This window comes from Rhizobium anhuiense (assembly GCF_003985145.1).
GTDB classification, from domain to species: Bacteria; Pseudomonadota; Alphaproteobacteria; order Rhizobiales; family Rhizobiaceae; genus Rhizobium; species Rhizobium anhuiense.
On the sequence record NZ_ML133542.1, the window covers coordinates 73,953 to 90,336 of the forward strand.

General features: G+C 58.4%; 13 protein-coding genes. 4 read left to right on the forward strand and 9 right to left on the reverse strand.

What is annotated here, in order from left to right; translation table 11 throughout:
* Nucleotides 1–43: 43 nt before the first annotated feature.
* Nucleotides 44–1,132 (forward strand): citrate synthase/methylcitrate synthase, encoded by a 1,089-nt coding sequence (locus EEQ99_RS32125; protein WP_127431791.1) that lies wholly within the window; start codon nucleotides 44–46, stop codon nucleotides 1,130–1,132.
* A gap of 70 nt (nucleotides 1,133–1,202) precedes the next feature.
* Here EEQ99_RS32125 and EEQ99_RS32130 read toward each other — a convergent pair whose 3' ends face one another.
* The 4 genes from EEQ99_RS32130 to EEQ99_RS32150 form a co-directional block, all read right to left on the reverse strand.
* A complete protein-coding gene (locus EEQ99_RS32130) occupies nucleotides 1,203–2,831 on the reverse strand; it encodes a CTP synthase (RefSeq protein WP_047615254.1) in 1,629 nt (542 codons plus the stop codon).
* 143 nt (nucleotides 2,832–2,974) lie between these two features.
* On the reverse strand, nucleotides 2,975–3,478 hold the full coding sequence (gene secG / locus EEQ99_RS32140) for a preprotein translocase subunit SecG (RefSeq protein ID WP_097544313.1): 504 nt from the start codon (nucleotides 3,476–3,478) through the stop codon (nucleotides 2,975–2,977).
* Between the two features lie 139 nt (nucleotides 3,479–3,617).
* Nucleotides 3,618–4,388 (reverse strand): triose-phosphate isomerase, encoded by a 771-nt coding sequence (tpiA, locus tag EEQ99_RS32145; RefSeq protein ID WP_097544314.1) that lies wholly within the window; start codon nucleotides 4,386–4,388, stop codon nucleotides 3,618–3,620.
* Nucleotides 4,389–4,514: 126 nt separating this feature from the next.
* Nucleotides 4,515–5,411: a phospholipase gene (locus EEQ99_RS32150; protein ID WP_097544315.1), complete on the reverse strand. Its 897-nt coding sequence runs from the start codon at nucleotides 5,409–5,411 to the stop codon at nucleotides 4,515–4,517.
* Nucleotides 5,412–5,619: 208 nt separating this feature from the next.
* Between EEQ99_RS32150 and parE the strand changes: the two genes are divergently transcribed.
* Together parE and EEQ99_RS32160 are read left to right on the forward strand one after the other, a co-directional pair.
* Nucleotides 5,620–7,722, forward strand: a complete 2,103-nt coding sequence (gene parE / locus EEQ99_RS32155; RefSeq protein WP_097544316.1) for a DNA topoisomerase IV subunit B — start codon at nucleotides 5,620–5,622, stop codon at nucleotides 7,720–7,722.
* Nucleotides 7,723–7,955: 233 nt separating this feature from the next.
* Nucleotides 7,956–8,957, forward strand: a complete 1,002-nt coding sequence (locus tag EEQ99_RS32160) for a KH domain-containing protein (RefSeq protein WP_127431793.1) — start codon at nucleotides 7,956–7,958, stop codon at nucleotides 8,955–8,957.
* A 907-nt stretch (nucleotides 8,958–9,864) separates the two neighbouring features.
* Here EEQ99_RS32160 and EEQ99_RS34820 read toward each other — a convergent pair.
* The 4 genes from EEQ99_RS34820 to EEQ99_RS32175 form a co-directional block, all read right to left on the reverse strand.
* Nucleotides 9,865–10,038: a hypothetical protein gene (locus EEQ99_RS34820; RefSeq protein WP_164736000.1), complete on the reverse strand. Its 174-nt coding sequence runs from the start codon at nucleotides 10,036–10,038 to the stop codon at nucleotides 9,865–9,867.
* A 30-nt stretch (nucleotides 10,039–10,068) separates the two neighbouring features.
* The gene (locus EEQ99_RS32165; protein ID WP_127431794.1) at nucleotides 10,069–10,272 is read right to left on the reverse strand and encodes a hypothetical protein; all 204 of its coding nucleotides are present in this window, start codon (nucleotides 10,270–10,272) and stop codon (nucleotides 10,069–10,071) included.
* A gap of 537 nt (nucleotides 10,273–10,809) precedes the next feature.
* Nucleotides 10,810–12,582, reverse strand: coding sequence for a hypothetical protein (locus EEQ99_RS32170; RefSeq protein WP_127431795.1), 1,773 nt, complete (start codon nucleotides 12,580–12,582; stop codon nucleotides 10,810–10,812).
* A gap of 342 nt (nucleotides 12,583–12,924) precedes the next feature.
* On the reverse strand, nucleotides 12,925–14,679 hold the full coding sequence (locus tag EEQ99_RS32175; protein WP_127431796.1) for an ATP-dependent nuclease: 1,755 nt from the start codon (nucleotides 14,677–14,679) through the stop codon (nucleotides 12,925–12,927).
* Between the two features lie 247 nt (nucleotides 14,680–14,926).
* Here EEQ99_RS32175 and EEQ99_RS32180 point away from each other — a divergent pair, with 247 nt between their 5' ends.
* Complete coding sequence (locus EEQ99_RS32180; protein ID WP_127431797.1) at nucleotides 14,927–15,808, forward strand: hypothetical protein; 882 nt, start codon at nucleotides 14,927–14,929, stop codon at nucleotides 15,806–15,808.
* Nucleotides 15,809–16,196: 388 nt separating this feature from the next.
* Here EEQ99_RS32180 and EEQ99_RS34930 read toward each other — a convergent pair.
* On the reverse strand, nucleotides 16,197–16,384 hold a 188-nt coding region (locus tag EEQ99_RS34930), incomplete at its 5' end, for a hypothetical protein (protein WP_210212255.1).

A 16,384-nucleotide genomic window follows, 5' to 3' on the forward strand; every position in this document is an offset into this window, starting at 1 on the left:
TGAGACTAGGTCGGATCATCCGTGGCGTAAAGGAGAAAACAACATGACGAATGGCTTGGAAGATGTCATCGCCGCCGAAACGCAGCTCTCGGATGTCGATGGCGAAGCGGGACGGCTGATCATCCGTGGCGTATCGCTGGATCATCTGGTCGCAGACGGTACCTATGAAGGCGTCGCCGTCCTGTTGCTCGACGGGCTGATGGAACGAAGCTTCGATGAAGCCGAATTGCGCGGCTGGCTCGCCAAAGCGCGAACCGGGGTGTTCGACCATATCAAGGCTGCCGATGCCGCACTGCTCGCCCTGCCTCCGGTCGATGCGATGCGAGCGCTGATCGCCCGGCTGCCCGACGGCGAGGATTTCGATACCGCGCTCAGCCTTCTGGCGGCGCCCGCAGTCTTCCTTCCGGCGGTTCTGCGCATGCAGCGCGGCAAAAAACCGATCGCGCCCGACGCTTCGCTGCCGCAGGCGACCGATATCCTGCGCATGCTGACCGGAAAATTGCCGAGCAGAGAGCAGACGGCGGCACTCGACGCCTATCTGGTGACGATATCAGACCATGGCCTCAACGCCTCGACCTTCGCATCGCGCGTCATCGCCTCGACACAGGCCGGCCTCACCTCGTCCGTGCTCGCAGCACTGAGCGCACTGAAAGGACCACTGCATGGCGGCGCGCCCGGTCCCGTGCTCGACATGCTGGATGCAATCGGAACGGCGGAAAACGCTTACCCGTGGCTCGGCGAAGCGCTCGACCGCGGCGAACGGCTGATGGGCTTCGGCCACCGTATCTATCGTGTCCGCGATCCGCGTGCCGATGCGCTGAAGGGCGCACTGAAGCCGCTGATATCAACCGGACAGGTCAACAGGGCTCGCAGCGCGCTGGCGGAAGCGGTGGAGGCTGCTGCATTGTCGATCCTCAAGGCGCGCAAGCCGAACCGGCCGCTCGACGTTAATGTCGAGTTCTATACCGCGCTGCTGCTCGAAGCCCTCGGCTTTCCGCGTCAAGCCTTCACCGGGGTCTTTGCGATCGGCCGCACCGTCGGCTGGCTGGCGCATGCGCGCGAACAGGCGCTTGACGGCCGGTTGATTCGCCCGCGTTCTGTCTATATCGGGCCGTTGCCGGCCGCGGCTTGAAGGTTGATCCGGCAGAGCATCCGGACCTAATCCAGATCGCGCCTAACCGCGCGATCTGGTGCGACTTTCATCAGACGAGACGGCTCTGTTCCGTCGCCGCTTCGATGAAGCTGGCAAACAGCGGATGCGGGTCGAGCGGCCGGCTCTTCAGTTCCGGGTGATACTGCACGCCGATGAACCAGGGATGATCGGGATATTCGATCGTCTCCGGCAGCACGCCGTCCGGCGACATGCCGGAGAAGACGAGGCCGCAGTTCTCCAGCCGGTCCTTGTAGTCGATATTGACCTCATAGCGATGGCGATGACGCTCGGAAATATCGGTTGAGCCGTAAATCTCCGAGATCTTCGTGCCCTTCTTCAGCGCCGCCTTGTAGGCGCCAAGGCGCATCGTGCCGCCGAGATCGCCGGCCGCTGTCCGCTTCTGCAGCTCGTTGCCCTTGATCCATTCGGTCATCAGGCCGACCACTGGCTCTTTCGTCGGGCCGAATTCCGTCGAGGATGCGGCCGGCACATCGGCAAGATTGCGCGCCGCCTCGATCACCGCCATCTGCATGCCGAAGCAGATGCCGAAATACGGCACCTTGCGCTCGCGGGCAAAGCGGGCCGCATGGATCTTGCCTTCCGAACCGCGCTCACCGAAGCCGCCCGGCACCAGGATGCCGTGCACCTTTTCGAGATAAGGCGCCGGATCTTCCTTTTCGAAGACCTCGGATTCGATCCATTCGAGCTTGACCTTGACGCGATTGGCGATGCCACCGTGATGCAGCGCCTCGATCAGCGACTTATAGGCATCCTTGAGGCCGGTGTATTTGCCGACGATCGCGATCGTTACCTCGCCTTCCGGCGTGCGGATCCGGTTGCAGACCTCTTCCCACTGGTCGAGGCGCGGCTTCGGCGCCGGCTCGATGCCGAATGCGGCGAGCACTTCGTCGTCGAGACCTTCCCGGTGGTAGGCCATCGGCACGTCATAGATGTTGGCGACGTCGAGCGCCTGGATGACGGCGGACGGACGCACGTTGCAGAACAGCGACAGCTTGCGGCGCTCTGCCTCCGGAATTTCGCGGTCGGCGCGCACCAGCAGGATATCGGGATGAATGCCGAGCGCCTGCAGTTCCTTCACCGAATGCTGGGTCGGCTTGGTCTTGAGCTCGCCGGCCGCCGGAATATAGGGCATGAGCGTCAGGTGGACATAGACAGCGGTGCCGCGCGGCAGGTCGTTGCCGAGCTGGCGGATCGCCTCCATGAACGGCATCGCCTCGATGTCGCCGACCGTACCGCCGATCTCGCAGATGACGAAGTCGTAGTCGTCATTGCCCTCGACAACGAAATCCTTGATCTCGTTGGTGACGTGCGGGATGACCTGCACCGTCGCGCCGAGATAGTCGCCGCGCCGTTCCTTGTCGATGATGTTCTTGTAGATGCGGCCGGTGGTGATGTTGTCGGTCTTGGTCGCCGAACGCCCCGTGAAGCGTTCGTAGTGACCGAGATCGAGATCGGTTTCCGCGCCGTCGTCGGTGACGAAGACCTCGCCGTGCTGGGTCGGGCTCATGGTGCCCGGGTCCACGTTCAGATAGGGATCGAGCTTGCGAAGCCGGACCCGATATCCACGGGCCTGCAGCAACGCTCCGAGAGCCGCGGCCGCGATTCCTTTTCCGAGAGAGGAAACCACGCCGCCAGTGATGAATACGTATCGCGCCATGGGATTCACCGGATACCTTTTCAAAAACGATTCCACCAGCCCAAAAATTCTTTTCCAGAACTTTCGGAGCGTGACGCGGGAATCTGAACAAAAGAAAACCGGCAGACCCGAGGGCCTGCCGGCGGTTTATGTCGAAGACCGGTTTATTGTCCCGTCGGGACACCGGAGGGCTGAGCCGGCGCGGCCGGAACTGCTGGGGTAGTCGTTGCAGGTGCGGTAGCTGCCGGGGCCTGAGTCGCCGGAGCGCCAGTTACGGGAGCTTGAGCGGCGGGAGCCTGCGTTGCGGGCGTCGCAGCCCCGCTGCTCGGAACGCCGTTGCCGGCCGGCTGACTTGCCGGAGCCTGTGCGCCGCCACCGAGCGAATCGAGAATGCCGTTGCCCTGGCCGCTTGTTGCCGGAATGCGGTCGAGAATGTCGCTCGGGCGGCCTTCGTAACGCGTCAGAATGCCGAGGCCCAGCGAAGTCAGGAAGAACAGGGTCGCAAGGATCGCGGTCGTGCGCGTCAGCGCATTGGCCGTGCCGCGGGCCGACATGAAGCCCGAACCGCCGCCGATGCCGAGGCCGCCGCCTTCCGAGCGCTGGATGAGCACGACGCCGACGAGGGCGAGCACGATCATGAGATGGATGACAATCAATACTGTCTGCATGGGTCCAGTCCTGCCCGCCTGGAGACGGACAAAGTTAAGAATTCTGGCGGCTCTTTACATGAGGCTTTGATCTATTCCAAGCCCTTCGGCCCGGAATACGCCCTGGAATAAACGAATAAACCCAGGAATAAACAATGCCTCAGGCGAGCAGCGCCTCATAGGCCCGGTAGATGGCGAGGAAGTCTGCCGCTTTCAAGCTCGCCCCGCCGATCAGCGCGCCGTCGACATTGGCGATGCCCATCAGCTCCCCGGCATTGGCCGGCTTGACCGAGCCGCCGTAGAGCAGACGCATCTTGCGGCCTTCATCGCCGAAGCGGGCCACAAGCTCTGCCCGCATGAAGGCGTGCGCCTTTTCGACATCGCCCGATGTCGGCGTCACGCCGGTGCCGATCGCCCAGATCGGCTCGTAGGCGATGACGGTGTTCTCGGCGGTGGCAGCGTCCGGAACCGAGGCGGAAAGCTGGCGTTTGATGACATCGAGCGCCTGGCCGGTCCGGCGTTCATCCGCCGTCTCGCCGATGCAGATGATCGCCGTCAGATCCGCGGCGAAGGCGGCTTCCGCCTTGGCGCGGACCAGATGATCCGTTTCGGCATGGTCGGTGCGCCGCTCGGAATGGCCGACGATGACATAGGTGCCGAAACAATCGGCAATCATCTCGGCCGAAATGTCGCCGGTATGGGCGCCGGATGGCTTCTGATGGCAGTCCTGAGCGCCGATCGCCAGCGGGCTGTCGGTGCAGAGCGCCGTTGCCACATAGAGCAGCGTCGTCGGCGGGCAGATCAGCGCTTCCACCTTGTCGGCCAGCGGCGAACGAACGCCCTCGGCGATTGCCTTGATCTGATCCAGGGAGGCACGCATGCCGTTCATTTTCCAGTTTCCCGCCACAAGCGGGCGCACGTCAGGGGTCATGCCAGCCTTCCAAAATCTGCTTATACCTTGGGCAATATCAAAAGCGCGCGGCAAAGAAAAGCATCATGCCCTTGACGTAAGGGGAATCTCGGCGATCCCGCGTATATTTCTGCCGAAAACCAGCCGCTAGCTGGCAAGAATCCAATTCAACACGATACGCCAGTCGATCATCCGGATCGGCGTCCCGTGATTGCCGGTCTGAAACAGTGTGAAGCGTGTCGGATATTTCGCCTTGTGCAGGTTTTCGAACAGCGCCTGCTGGTTGGCGGCGGCGTAGACCGGGTCGCGGCTGCCATGAGCGAACCAGAGCGGCAGCTTCGCCTTGTAAAAGGCACTCTTTGTGAAATCAGGGTCAGTGACCCCGCTCATGACAAGCATGCCCTTCAGCCGCTTGACGCTGTCGGCGTCGCGCGCAATGCCCCAGCAGACCTGGCTGCCCATCGAGGCGCAGGAAAGGATGATCGGCCGGCCGGGCGATTGCGCGCCTGCATAACGGATCAGGCCGGCAATTGCGGCAACGCCGCTGCTGTCGAAACTCCTGACCGTCGGCGAATAATAAACGCCGCCATTGCCGGCGACCAGGTTCTTCAGCCGATTGAAATTGCCGCCGAAGCTGTAGTCGTTGGCCCCGAGCCGCCGGTCGCCGTCGCGGCCATGGATGAAGATCACCGTGAAGGCGGCATTCCCGGCCGGTCCCACCCTGGTGACATCGAGCATGACGCCATCGAGAGACAGCGTCTCGTCGGCTTGGGCCTTGCGGATGCCGAGCGCCACATATTTCTGCTGCACCCGCTTTTGCGGGATCTGGTCGCGGCCGTTGATATCGCGCATCTCGTCATAGTCGAGGACCTCGAAGGCGCCGTCATCACCCGTCTGCAGCACGGTCTGCTTCGAAAACAGATCGTCCTTGAAGGGCGGCAGCGCATCGGCTGCCTGCGCGCCGACGGCGGAGAGGACGGCTACGGACAAGAAAAACGCCGCAATTGCGGTGATGATGGTGCAATGACTTGTGGACATTCGCATTCGGATGGTTCCTGAAGCCTGCCGCCGCTTGCCATTCCGCGCCCGGCAACGCAAATCATTTGGGAAAAACCCGCCAAGTCAGGCGGTGTCGCGTATAGAGGTGCTTTCTGGCAAAATCTGCCTGATTCGCAAACGTGGCATGAAATGCGGTGATTTTGGGTCGACGGGAATGCCAGACCTAAGACAGGATGAAGATCTGAACGGCTCCATGGACGATAGCAACGACCTTTTTTCCGGAATGCCCCTCTCTGAAAAACGCGAGGAGGCGCAGAAGCCTGCCGCTCTGGCCGAGCGGCCGTCGGTAACGGCTGCGCCCGCCGTCGCTGCAGCGCCCTCTGCTGGCGGGGCGTCAGCGCGTCCGGCGCCCGCCGCCTCCAACTCGGATGAATACGGTGCCTCGTCGATCCGCGTCCTCGAAGGCCTCGAGCCGGTGCGCATGCGCCCGGGCATGTATATCGGCGGCACCGATGAAAAGGCGCTGCACCACCTGTTTGCCGAAGTCATCGACAATGCGATGGACGAGGCGGTCGCCGGCCACGCCAATTTCATCGAGGTCTATCTTGATCTCGAGGGTTATCTCACCGTCTCCGACAACGGCCGCGGCATCCCGGTCGAGAACCATCCGCAGGTGCCGGGCAAGTCGACTCTCGAAGTCATCATGACCAAGCTGCATGCCGGCGGCAAATTCGACGGCAAGGCCTACGAGACCTCGGGCGGCCTGCACGGCGTCGGCGTCTCCGTCGTCAACGCGCTTTCCGACGACCTCGAGGTCGAAGTGGCGCGCAACCGCAAGCTCTACCGCCAGCGCTTTTCCCGCGGCCTGCCGCAGGGTGGGCTCGAAGAGCTGGGCGACGTCCACAATCGCCGCGGCACCCGCGTGCGCTTCCATCCCGATCCCCAGATCTTTGGGGATCACATGAAGTTCGATGCCGCCCGCGTCTTCCGCATGGCGCGTTCGAAGGCCTATCTGTTCGGCGGCGTCGAAATCCGCTGGAGCTGCGAGCCGGGCGTGCTGCCCGAAGGCTCCGAGGTGCCTGACAAGGCGGTCTTCCACTTCCCCGGCGGCCTGAAGGATTACCTGCAGGCGACGATGGGCAAGGAGTTCACCGTCACCCGCGAGATCTTCGCCGGCAAGACCGAGAAGGTGAGCGGCCACGGCTCGATGGAATGGGCGATCACCTGGTATGGCGGCGATCCGCAGGTGCATTCCTACTGCAACACCATCCCGACCCCCGAAGGCGGCACGCATGAGGCCGGCCTGCGCATCGCGCTGACCAAGGGCCTGAAAGCCTATGCCGAGCTGACGCAGAACAAGCGCGCCGCCCAGATCACCACCGATGACGTCATGATCTCGGCCGTCGGCATGCTGTCGGTGTTCATCCGCGAGCCGGAATTCGTCGGCCAGACCAAGGACAAGCTTGCCACCGTCGAGGCCCAGCGCATCGTCGAGAATGCGCTGCGCGATCCCTTCGACCATTACCTTGCCGACAATCCGAACGAGTCGGCCAAGCTGCTCGACTGGGTGATCGAGCGCGCCGAGGAGCGCCTGCGCCGCCGCAAGGAAAAGGAAGTCAACCGCAAGACGGCGGTGCGCAAATTGCGCCTGCCCGGCAAGCTCGCCGACTGCTCGCAAAACACCGCCGAGGGTGCCGAACTCTTCATCGTCGAGGGCGATTCGGCAGGTGGGTCGGCCAAGCAGGCGCGCAACCGCGCCAACCAGGCCATTCTGCCGCTGCGCGGCAAGATCCTCAACGTCGCCAGCGCCGGCCGCGAAAAACTCGGCGCCAACCAGCAGCTCGCCGATCTCATCCAGGCGCTCGGCTGCGGCACACGCTCGAAATACCGCGACGAAGACCTGCGCTACGAGCGCATCATCGTCATGACCGATGCCGACGTCGACGGCGCTCATATCGCCTCGCTGCTCATCACCTTCTTCTATCAGGAGATGCCGGAGCTGGTGCGCGGCGGCCACCTCTTCCTCGCCGTGCCGCCCCTTTACAAGATCACCCAAGGTTCGAAATCCGCCTATGCCCGCGACGACAACCATCGTGCCGAGCTGATGCAGACGGAATTCAAGGGCAAGGCCAAGGTCGAGATCAGCCGCTTCAAAGGTCTCGGCGAGATGATGCCCGCCCAGCTCAAGGAAACCACCATGGACCCGTCCAAGCGCACCCTGCTCAAGGTGCTGATCGACGAGGTGGATTTCGAGGGCACCCGCAGCGCCGTCGACGATCTGATGGGCACCAAACCGGAAGCCCGCTTCCGCTTCATCCAGGAGCGCGCGGCCTTCGCGGAGAATCTCGATATCTAGATGAGAAACCCAAGCTGGTCCTGGCCAAATACCGCTAAAACTGGCCATTCTTGAAGCCAAAACTGGCCAACTGCATAAAACAATCCCCGAGCACCTTCGAGCGCCTGGGGATTGTTGAGAGCCGAAATCTTCTGCTGCCAGTGATGGCGAGTATCCGACCAGCGCGAGTCCGTTTCCATTCGGTACACTAATTGGCGCTACATTCCAGCCAAGTCTGGTAAGGGTGTGATGATATGGCAGAGAAAATTGGCAGATATGCCGTTGATCTCATTAAAAGACTTACGCGGCATCAGGACATTCTGCCGGATCTTATTGCCAAGCCTCGCGGTGCAAACAACAACAAAGACGGGCGCGCGTTCGAGCTTGCCTATTCGGCTTATTTGATTCTCCTGGAAATCGCCGCCATCCTGCGGCGCGGCATTGAGAACCCTGCACCGCTACAGGCGCTACTTCGTCTTAGCTACAATGATCGACCCATATGCCTAGTCGATGATTCACATTTGGTCGGTCTCGTTGAGGAAACCTACGCGCAATTGAAGCGCGGTGGGTTAAAATGGCGCGAGATCGAGCATGACTTTTCACGTCAAATCGATCTCGACGCGGCCCACGGCCTTCGCATCAAGTATCGGCTGGTGCTTGGCAAGCCGCGGGATATCGAAAAGATACAGGAGAGCCTGGAAAAAAGGGGCTTGGGTGTTGTGGTCGCCAAGGCATACGATTTTCCACCCGAATACATTAAAAGGGTCGCTATAAACCCTGATCTCCACAGTGCGTTAGAGACAATCACCGGGACTGCCTATCCGGAATGGATGGCAGCCGTTTACGGAGTCGTTATCAATGAGGTCGAACAAAGTCGAACCCAGATGGGCTTCGTCACTTTGGTGAGAAGACTGCACGAGGATCGGCCGCATCTCTTCCATCCCCTTGAAGAGCAGCACTCCTACGACTTTCTTCTCGGCCTAATGGCGCAAGTCGCACCCGACGTACATGCCGAAATATGTGGTCCAACATTGAAACTTTCTGAGGAGGAGTCGCGTGACGTGTACACCATCCCGTGGGGCAACGATGTGCTTGTAGAGTCGTTCGCATCTTCCCTGCGTGATTACGAGGAAGGCGACGCCGACGACTATTTGAATCTTGCAGATGTCCAAGAGATGTTACGTCTCAACCACTGGGAGAGAGCTATCCCACGGGTGAGATGCAGAGCCTACATCGACATGGGAGCCGAAGCGTGAGCGCCGCCGAGTACGAAACGAGCCACGACTGGGTGATCCGCATAGAGGCGGCGGGAACCCGTTTTGCAGAACAGCTAGAACTAAAGGCCACTACGCAGTCCCAATCGGGAAGGACGCGGCCTCGTTTTCATGTGGTAAGTACAGTAGAAGATTTCGACACCATTGGAAGATCAGTCCGGAAGCGGCTGTCCGTTAAATCCGACGTGACGTATTCTTGCCTCTGGACACAATACGAGACTTTGAATTTGGATCCTTTGATCGAAATAAGTCCGATCTTTCGCGCGTTCCACGACAAGGAGCCAGCGGGACCTTATAGCCTCGTACCGGTCCTTTCGGACATAGGGTCGGTGGTTCCTCTCCGCGCTATGATCATCCATATGGCGATGGAGGAGCGATTTTCTCGGTTCCGTTCAATCGACATCGTGTGTCCGACGGCGTTCGCAGATGCGCCGGCGTTACTGCGCAAAGAACTTCCGTCCAATCTCGCGGATCTCGTTTCCTGGTCTGACTTCGTTCCGAATCCACACATCGGGCTCAGCGGGTACGGGTCCAACCTTGGAGGTAGGACGCCCTCCGAGATGGTAGGCCTCGGGAACCTGATTGAGCGAGAATACCATACTCCCTCCGAGATACAGCGGCGCATCGATCTCCGTCCCCGGCGTCCACGACCGCCACGCTCTCCTAATCCAGACCAGAAGAAGCCGGTCTTTTGATCCGCCTACCCACTATCCTCGATAAGGTTCCGCTCGCGCGGTCGATGGCGCAATTTTTTCATGGAATGAAGGCCGATTTCGCACGCCGTCGAGGGCCATCGGGGCGTGATAATGGGTCGATATCAAGCGGTCCTGAGTCCTGGCCCATGGGTTCTTCTGAGTCGAATCCTTTGTTAGCGGCCTGACCAATCCAGTCATTTCTTCAGCGACGAAAACATCGACTCGATGTCTGCATTTGAAAAACGCTCTATCAGCAGCTCGACGGGCGTCAGGGGCATCTGCGCCCAAGCGCGCACGGTGCAGTTCCTGATATCGTCCCCTTTCATCCCGAAGGCGATGGAGCGCGCTGATCCGATCCTCGAGCTCATCTTTTTTCCAGTAGCCGATCGATTTAAGTATTAAGCTTCGATTTTCTCAATCTCACCGAGCCCATCCTCGATCACCTGTTCTGGATCGTCATGTTCCGCGATTGAACTCAGACTGATGGCATCGATCGCCTCCTCGGCCGCCGCCTCGTAATGTTGGTAGAATTGCTCTGACATTTGCAGTCTGGCGCAATTGAGGCCTAACGCGAGATCAGCGAGATCCTCGAGATCCATCACCTCGCTATAAATCCCGCCATCAAAGTTCATTGATAAGAAGTGGAAGTTTTCCCTCGCTTATCCAGAAGAGGCTTGTAACGCTCTCCTTTCTCAACCGTCCGCAATAACTCAAGTCCCCGGCTGCCCAAATGAGTTCGCGGATAGCCGTAGCGAGATCATGCAGAAAAAGGTGGCCTGTGACCTCTCCGCCGATGATTGCTTCCAGCAAGGCCCGAGCCGCCACCGCTCGCGTCTCCCCGGGGGCTTTCGCGTCGATCTTTTTCCATAACGTTACACTCCATTGATGGTCGAGACACACTGGGCGAGCATCGATAGAACTGTTGGGTCAGCGGCTTCCCCAGGTAATCCTGGACGGATGGATTAACGAAGTTCGCGCGGTCTGATCAGAACGAATGAAGATTTCACTTCTCGAAGCGTGTCTTCGAAGATTGCGGTCCGATTCTGACCACCAAAACGGTGAACTGGCCACCGCACCCGCCGTCTACTGCCCAAGTCTGCCGGGCTTGTTATTCGGACGGAACTAAGGTTCGGCTCGCTTTACAGATACTGACGGAACGGGGTGTTCGATTTCAGTATACGGCCGAAAAGGACCGACAGTGTCGGTAGCACACCGAAAAGGAGGCCGCCCACGAGTGCCATTGGGCCTCCAAGACCGCCCTCGAATTTTGTTGGATTAATACGTATGCCATTTTTGCTAAGCGCCATGGCTTTTCCATTGAAGCGCAACTTGCCATCCTTTTCATAGCTGCCGAGAAAATTTCCCAGAGCGACGTATTCGTCTGTAGGCTTTGTGTCATCGACTGCTATCCCATTCACGGACAGCGTGGCGTCGCCTACCGCTTCAACGTAGCCTACTAACCCTCCCTGACTCTTCACGAGTTCATCGTCATCAAGATTCGCCAGATTTATCCATCCACCGCCACCATTGACACGTAGCCCGCTTGTGCTCGTTCGAAAAAGGAGCGAAGTCGGGCGCGCCTTTAGGACGATGCGCGCCCCCGCAATGATCGATGCCTTCTGCAGGCTAGCTGACCCATTTCGGAAGGCCTTCGAAGTCGCTATCGCCTTGCACGAGAATTTGGTGTCGGTGAGGCCAACAGGCGCGTCAAGGACGATGTCGTATGGCTTTCCGTCCACCATCATGTGAAGTGTGACAGGCTTGGCTACAGCGATGTCTTGATCCTGCGGGTCAACGGTGAAGGTCCCAAGATAGAACGCGACGTCGTCCCGGCTCGTATAGGTCAGAGATGCATCCTCGACGAACTCCCAAACCTCGTTCTTTTCCGTTTTTTCATCACGATTGGTGCCAAACTGCACGCCCCGCCCCCTAGTGACGTTCAGGGCGCCTTCGTTCTCAGCCCCATAGATTGCGAAGCTTCTCGCACCCTCCTTGAAACTGGCGCTAATGGCTCTCACGTCGTTCAACCGAAAGGAGCTGCTGGACGGCTTATCGCTCAAGGATGGAGGATTGAGGCAACCGGAGAAGAGGTCAACAGACAAATCGAATCTTGCGTCGTCCGAGGTCGCCGACCACTCCGCCGCTAAGTTCCCGGTGAGGCTTGTCCATGTCAAATTGTTCGGCTTGATGTCGGGCGGAATGACCTTGAAAGAATCTTTTTCGGCGACCTCCTGGTCGAACACCGTGGCACCTCTCGATCCCGGCGCAAGGCGCAAGTCCATGGTGACAGGCAAGGGGCGAAGGAAATAGTCGCACACATAGTAGGCGCCCATCGTTGCCAAGCTCGAGAACACGATGCCAACAACGCCAGAAATCCAAATTCGCCCTGTTGGGATGGCGTTCAGCTCGATCTCAACCGTTGAGGTTGCAGACATCAGCAAGACAACGAATCCAGCGAGAAAAACCGCACCGACGAAGTTAAACGCCACGGACTCGAATGCAGCGTTCCAAGTTAGGGTATCCACCCGATAGAGAACGGTTACATCGTACATCAGGAGGATCGTCCCACCGAGGCACATCACCGTCGCAAAAACGACTCTCGGTGATCGTGGTACAACTAATAGGACTAGGGAAAGCACCGCTCCCGATCCCAGCGCGATGGGCGTGAACTCACCGAAAAACCAGTGCCGTAGTGACGGAAACGCTACCACCTCATGGCCCCATGCCGCAGTGTAAATCGCCGCGGAGTCTCCGTTCAGGGCCGCGGCAGCCAGCGTCTGGAGCATCGGTCCTGCGACGAGAAGCTCTGCTATCGCCACCATCAGGAAAACGAACTCGAGGACATGTGATACGCGCACGCTCAAAAAAACCCGCCAGATACGAGAGCCGCTTGAGTAGAAATTCGATGGCATGAAGGCTTCCGGTGGAATGAACGTCAGCGGGTTGTCCGCACAGATATGATGGTAACGCAAAAGCTGTTGGTCAACATTGTTGTGGCTATTCTCTTCCGAATCGGAACTGTCAAATTTGCGCTCCGGACAGCTCGAACTGATCCCGTGCCGTGGTGCTGATATGATGTCTAAGTATCCAAGGATTCGTATTGAGGCCCAGCTCTGGTACCCCCTTTTTCAAGGACATGCGGTCCCGCCGGTACTTGGTCTTGGTGTTTCTCCGCGTTAGATTTGAGCCTGAAGCTTAAGCGGGTTGGACTGCTCACCACCCGGGGGATCGCAACGTGCTCGCTAGTTCAGGGTTCAGTCGCGGAAGAAGCTCTCCAGGGATTGAAATATATTTCTGACAGCCGCCGAAATGTCGGCAATGGTCATCTCATCGACCACTCGGGTTTCCGTTAAGTTGACGCTAAATTCATCTTGAACAGCCTTCGCGATGCTAGAGAAGGCGGCCTTACCGCCGACCCTCGTTCGGCGAAACTCGGGTTGCTCCCAATTCCTTCGGAACTCCTCCAATGCGAGGGTGTAGACGCTGTGCATGTTCGAGCTGGGTTTCCTCTTCATCTCTTGTTGGACTGAATTGATCACGATGTTCGATGACGTCTGGTCCTTCAAGCCTTCGAGCGATGCCTCGTAGATCTCTTCCACCCGTGCCTGCCAATTAGCAGGGAGCTGGCGGCGCGCATGCTTGCTGACAACCTTTTTAATAGCCTCCGGGACGAGAAGAAGATTTTCGATCTCCTTGAACGGCAGGACGAAGCAGAGAACATCGCTTCCTTTCAGTTCGTGGACGAATTCCTGAACCTCAGCTTCTGTACGATAGTCTCTGTCGAACAACGAGGCGACCTTCACCTCGAACTCGAAGAACTGCTTGAAGACCCATGCTGACGTTGAGACCCTGGTCCAGTTGGCGAATCCGTCGGTCTTCATCAGCGTCACGGACGAGTCAGACAGAAATTCGGAACCGCCGGCGAGCTTGCCGATCTTTCCTAGCAATCTCGCGTCCTTGCCCTCGACGTAAAGGACCTTCCTCGTCCGTGCCAAGCGCGCGAACTGTGCGTTCTCGGAGCTGCCGATGGCATCGTAGACCGTGGAGAAATCATCTTCGTTTTTAATGCGCTTTGCGGATCTGGCCCCCGGCCGCAGAACCAGTACGTCACCAGGATCGACGTCGTTGATGATCTCGGTTGAATGCGTGGCAATGAAGAACTGACCCACGCGATGGGAAACGATCTTGAGCAGACGATGCTGCAGGTCGGGATGCAGATAGACGTCCGGTTCGTCGAGGACGAGCACGGAATCCTTCCCCGCATTTCGAAGATGCATCATCGTCTGCATCCACACCTGGAAGCCGAAACCGGCCCATTGAACCTCGCGGACCTTCGAACCCTCTCGAAAGTACATCCTGACGATGGTTTTCCCGTCGGCCCTTTCAAGCTCCGGCTTCTGAATCCGGACGCCTGGCCATCCTAGTTCGACGAGGTCTGCGAGCGCTTCGAATTCGCTGTCTTCCTGGCGATACCAGAACGTTCGAAAGCTTCGACTCGCGAGCCGGCCGAAACGATTCCGTTCCGCGGTGACTTCGGTAACGAGCTCCTCGTTCTGCTCCAATGGACTAAGCGTCGGCACCACGACGATATCCAAGGGAAACGCCTTCTTGAGGTGGCTGGCCGATCGTTGAACTCGCATGTTCGAAACGAGCCAACATTCGACATCGCCGTCCGGCGGTATTTTCATCTTCAGGACCGAGCCGTTGGCGATCTTGATGTGGATCCGCGCCGGGCTCTCATCGAAGTTATGCACGCAATACCGGAGGTCGGTCTGGATGACCGTTGGCGGCACCATGTATGTCGGGCAGACGCCGTCGCCCTCCTGGTCTTTCAGTTCAGGCGTCCGTCTTCTGGCAAACCGAAGGACGTCGAACGTGATCCGGAGAGCGTCCAGGGCCGTCGACTTGCCTATGTTGTTCGGTCCGACAAGAACGTTTCGCTCTCTGGCCGAGATGCCGAAGTGCGCGTAGGTCTTAAAGTCGAAGAAGTCCAAAGATTTTATGAGCATGAGCTGACGGGCCGACCTTTAGTTCGGAACGTTATACGTGCAATTTTGCTTTCATTTCCAGACCGATTTCCATGACGCCTCTCGCTCTCGCGATGAGACGACAACGATCGTCCGAACAAGGATTTGCGTCGCTAGAGGATGACAATTTCTCATAGTCATTAGAATTCTGCCCAAGACGTTATCTTCTCTGCAACTCCCAGTAACCTAGGACCTCGAGAAAACGTCTACGTCCCGATCCGAGGTCAAGATGCCAGAAAGAATACTTAAGCTCGAATTCCGCCAGATCCTCGGCGAGACCAAAAGTGGCGAAGACCGAACTGCCTTCTTTCCTACTATGTTCACTCACGAAGATAGAGACGGACGGCGCGCCGCAGCCTTTGAGTATTTTCAGAGATCCGCGAAATTCGCGGGCGCGGACGTTGAAGGGCTCGATGGGTTCGGGGAGGATGCTGTAATCTACACCGACCCGAGAGGCCGCCGGTCGTTATGGGTAGAGGCAGAGTTTCCGGCCTACAAACGCGCGTACATTGCTTACTGGAACACGCTAGGGGGGCTATCCGATCTCGTTTTTATAGACGGTGCCAGATATCACGTCGACCATTCTTTCAACAAGGCGCGGATGATAGTCGAGCATGGGGACGGAACTATTGTTGATGATGGGACGATACCTCTGCTCCCGCCGCATGTCCGAGGTGGATATGTTCGGCTCTTCCTGGTGCCGGCAGTGGTAAATGTGGCTTGGGGACGAACCATTGAAAAGCGCCGCAGCGGCGAAGGTCGACTCCAGGGGCTATTTCGCGCGGCATCGTGGATCATTCTTGCGAAGCTTGCAGGACACTTGCCACCGAGCCGCGACGACCTCGAATCCGCAGCCAAGCGGCTGATTGCCGTATATGGGCGGCAGGGCTTCAAAGGCGATGATGACGTGACGCGGTCCTATTGCCACGAACTCCGGCTGAACAGCGGCCATACATTGAAGCAACTTCTGACCCCCGATGGCGTAGCTAATGCTTTTTTGCGAGATGACGACATCATCCGGGATCCCGAAATTGTAGCGTTGCTGGATGTCGGATTGAAACTGGGTGTTCAGTATCCACTTTTTGACGCTGCGATTCCCTCTGCCTACTGACTGCACGAGAACTGTCCGGCTTCCTAGACTGAGCTGAACTCGCTCAACCTACGTTCACCTAACGAAGCACTCGAAACGACACGGGTTCCTGCATCGGCCGGCATCCGTCACTAAGGCGCGAAGCTGCCCATAGTAACGACGGTCGCGTCGCTGCGAAGATCGGTGCCTTGCACCTTTGCCGCCAGCCTGCCTATCGCACCGTGAAAGATGCGGTGCAGTCGTCTTTTCTGGCGAAGTACTCACAACAACTTCTTTGTTATTCCGATGCGCTACTCGGTCAACTCATGATAGAATCCCACTGCGATTCTCATTTCCGCATTTCTTGCAGAGACAATTGTGACGAAGTATTCGATCAAGCCGAACCGACTGCTTAAACACGTACTGAACATCAGTATTCCGTTCGACAATAGTAGTTTCTGTGCAGGATTTGAACTCTCGGCATGGCGTTGCTGACCTTGCCCCGTTGAAATAATCCATTTTGAAGTAAGCTCTGGCCCATTGAGAGGACCAGAGAATGAAGCGCAACCGTTTCACAGACGAACAGATTATCGGCATTCTGAAGGAGCACGAGGCGGG

What these genes read in the sequence shown, in the direction of transcription:
- EEQ99_RS32130 (WP_047615254.1), bottom strand. Translation starts at nt 2,831, where the DNA reads ATGGCGCGATACGTATTCATCACTGGCGGCGTGGTTTCCTCTCTCGGA.
- EEQ99_RS34820 (WP_164736000.1), bottom strand. Translation starts at nt 10,038, where the DNA reads ATGAGCTCGAGGATCGGATCAGCGCGCTCCATCGCCTTCGGGATGAAA.
- parE (WP_097544316.1), top strand. Translation starts at nt 5,620, where the DNA reads ATGGACGATAGCAACGACCTTTTTTCCGGAATGCCCCTCTCTGAAAAA.
- secG (WP_097544313.1), bottom strand. Translation starts at nt 3,478, where the DNA reads ATGCAGACAGTATTGATTGTCATCCATCTCATGATCGTGCTCGCCCTC.
- EEQ99_RS32150 (WP_097544315.1), bottom strand. Translation starts at nt 5,411, where the DNA reads ATGCGAATGTCCACAAGTCATTGCACCATCATCACCGCAATTGCGGCG.
- EEQ99_RS32170 (WP_127431795.1), bottom strand. Translation starts at nt 12,582, where the DNA reads ATGCCATCGAATTTCTACTCAAGCGGCTCTCGTATCTGGCGGGTTTTT.
- EEQ99_RS32180 (WP_127431797.1), top strand. Translation starts at nt 14,927, where the DNA reads ATGCCAGAAAGAATACTTAAGCTCGAATTCCGCCAGATCCTCGGCGAG.
- tpiA (WP_097544314.1), bottom strand. Translation starts at nt 4,388, where the DNA reads ATGACCCCTGACGTGCGCCCGCTTGTGGCGGGAAACTGGAAAATGAAC.
- EEQ99_RS32125 (WP_127431791.1), top strand. Translation starts at nt 44, where the DNA reads ATGACGAATGGCTTGGAAGATGTCATCGCCGCCGAAACGCAGCTCTCG.
- EEQ99_RS32160 (WP_127431793.1), top strand. Translation starts at nt 7,956, where the DNA reads ATGGCAGAGAAAATTGGCAGATATGCCGTTGATCTCATTAAAAGACTT.
- EEQ99_RS32175 (WP_127431796.1), bottom strand. Translation starts at nt 14,679, where the DNA reads ATGCTCATAAAATCTTTGGACTTCTTCGACTTTAAGACCTACGCGCAC.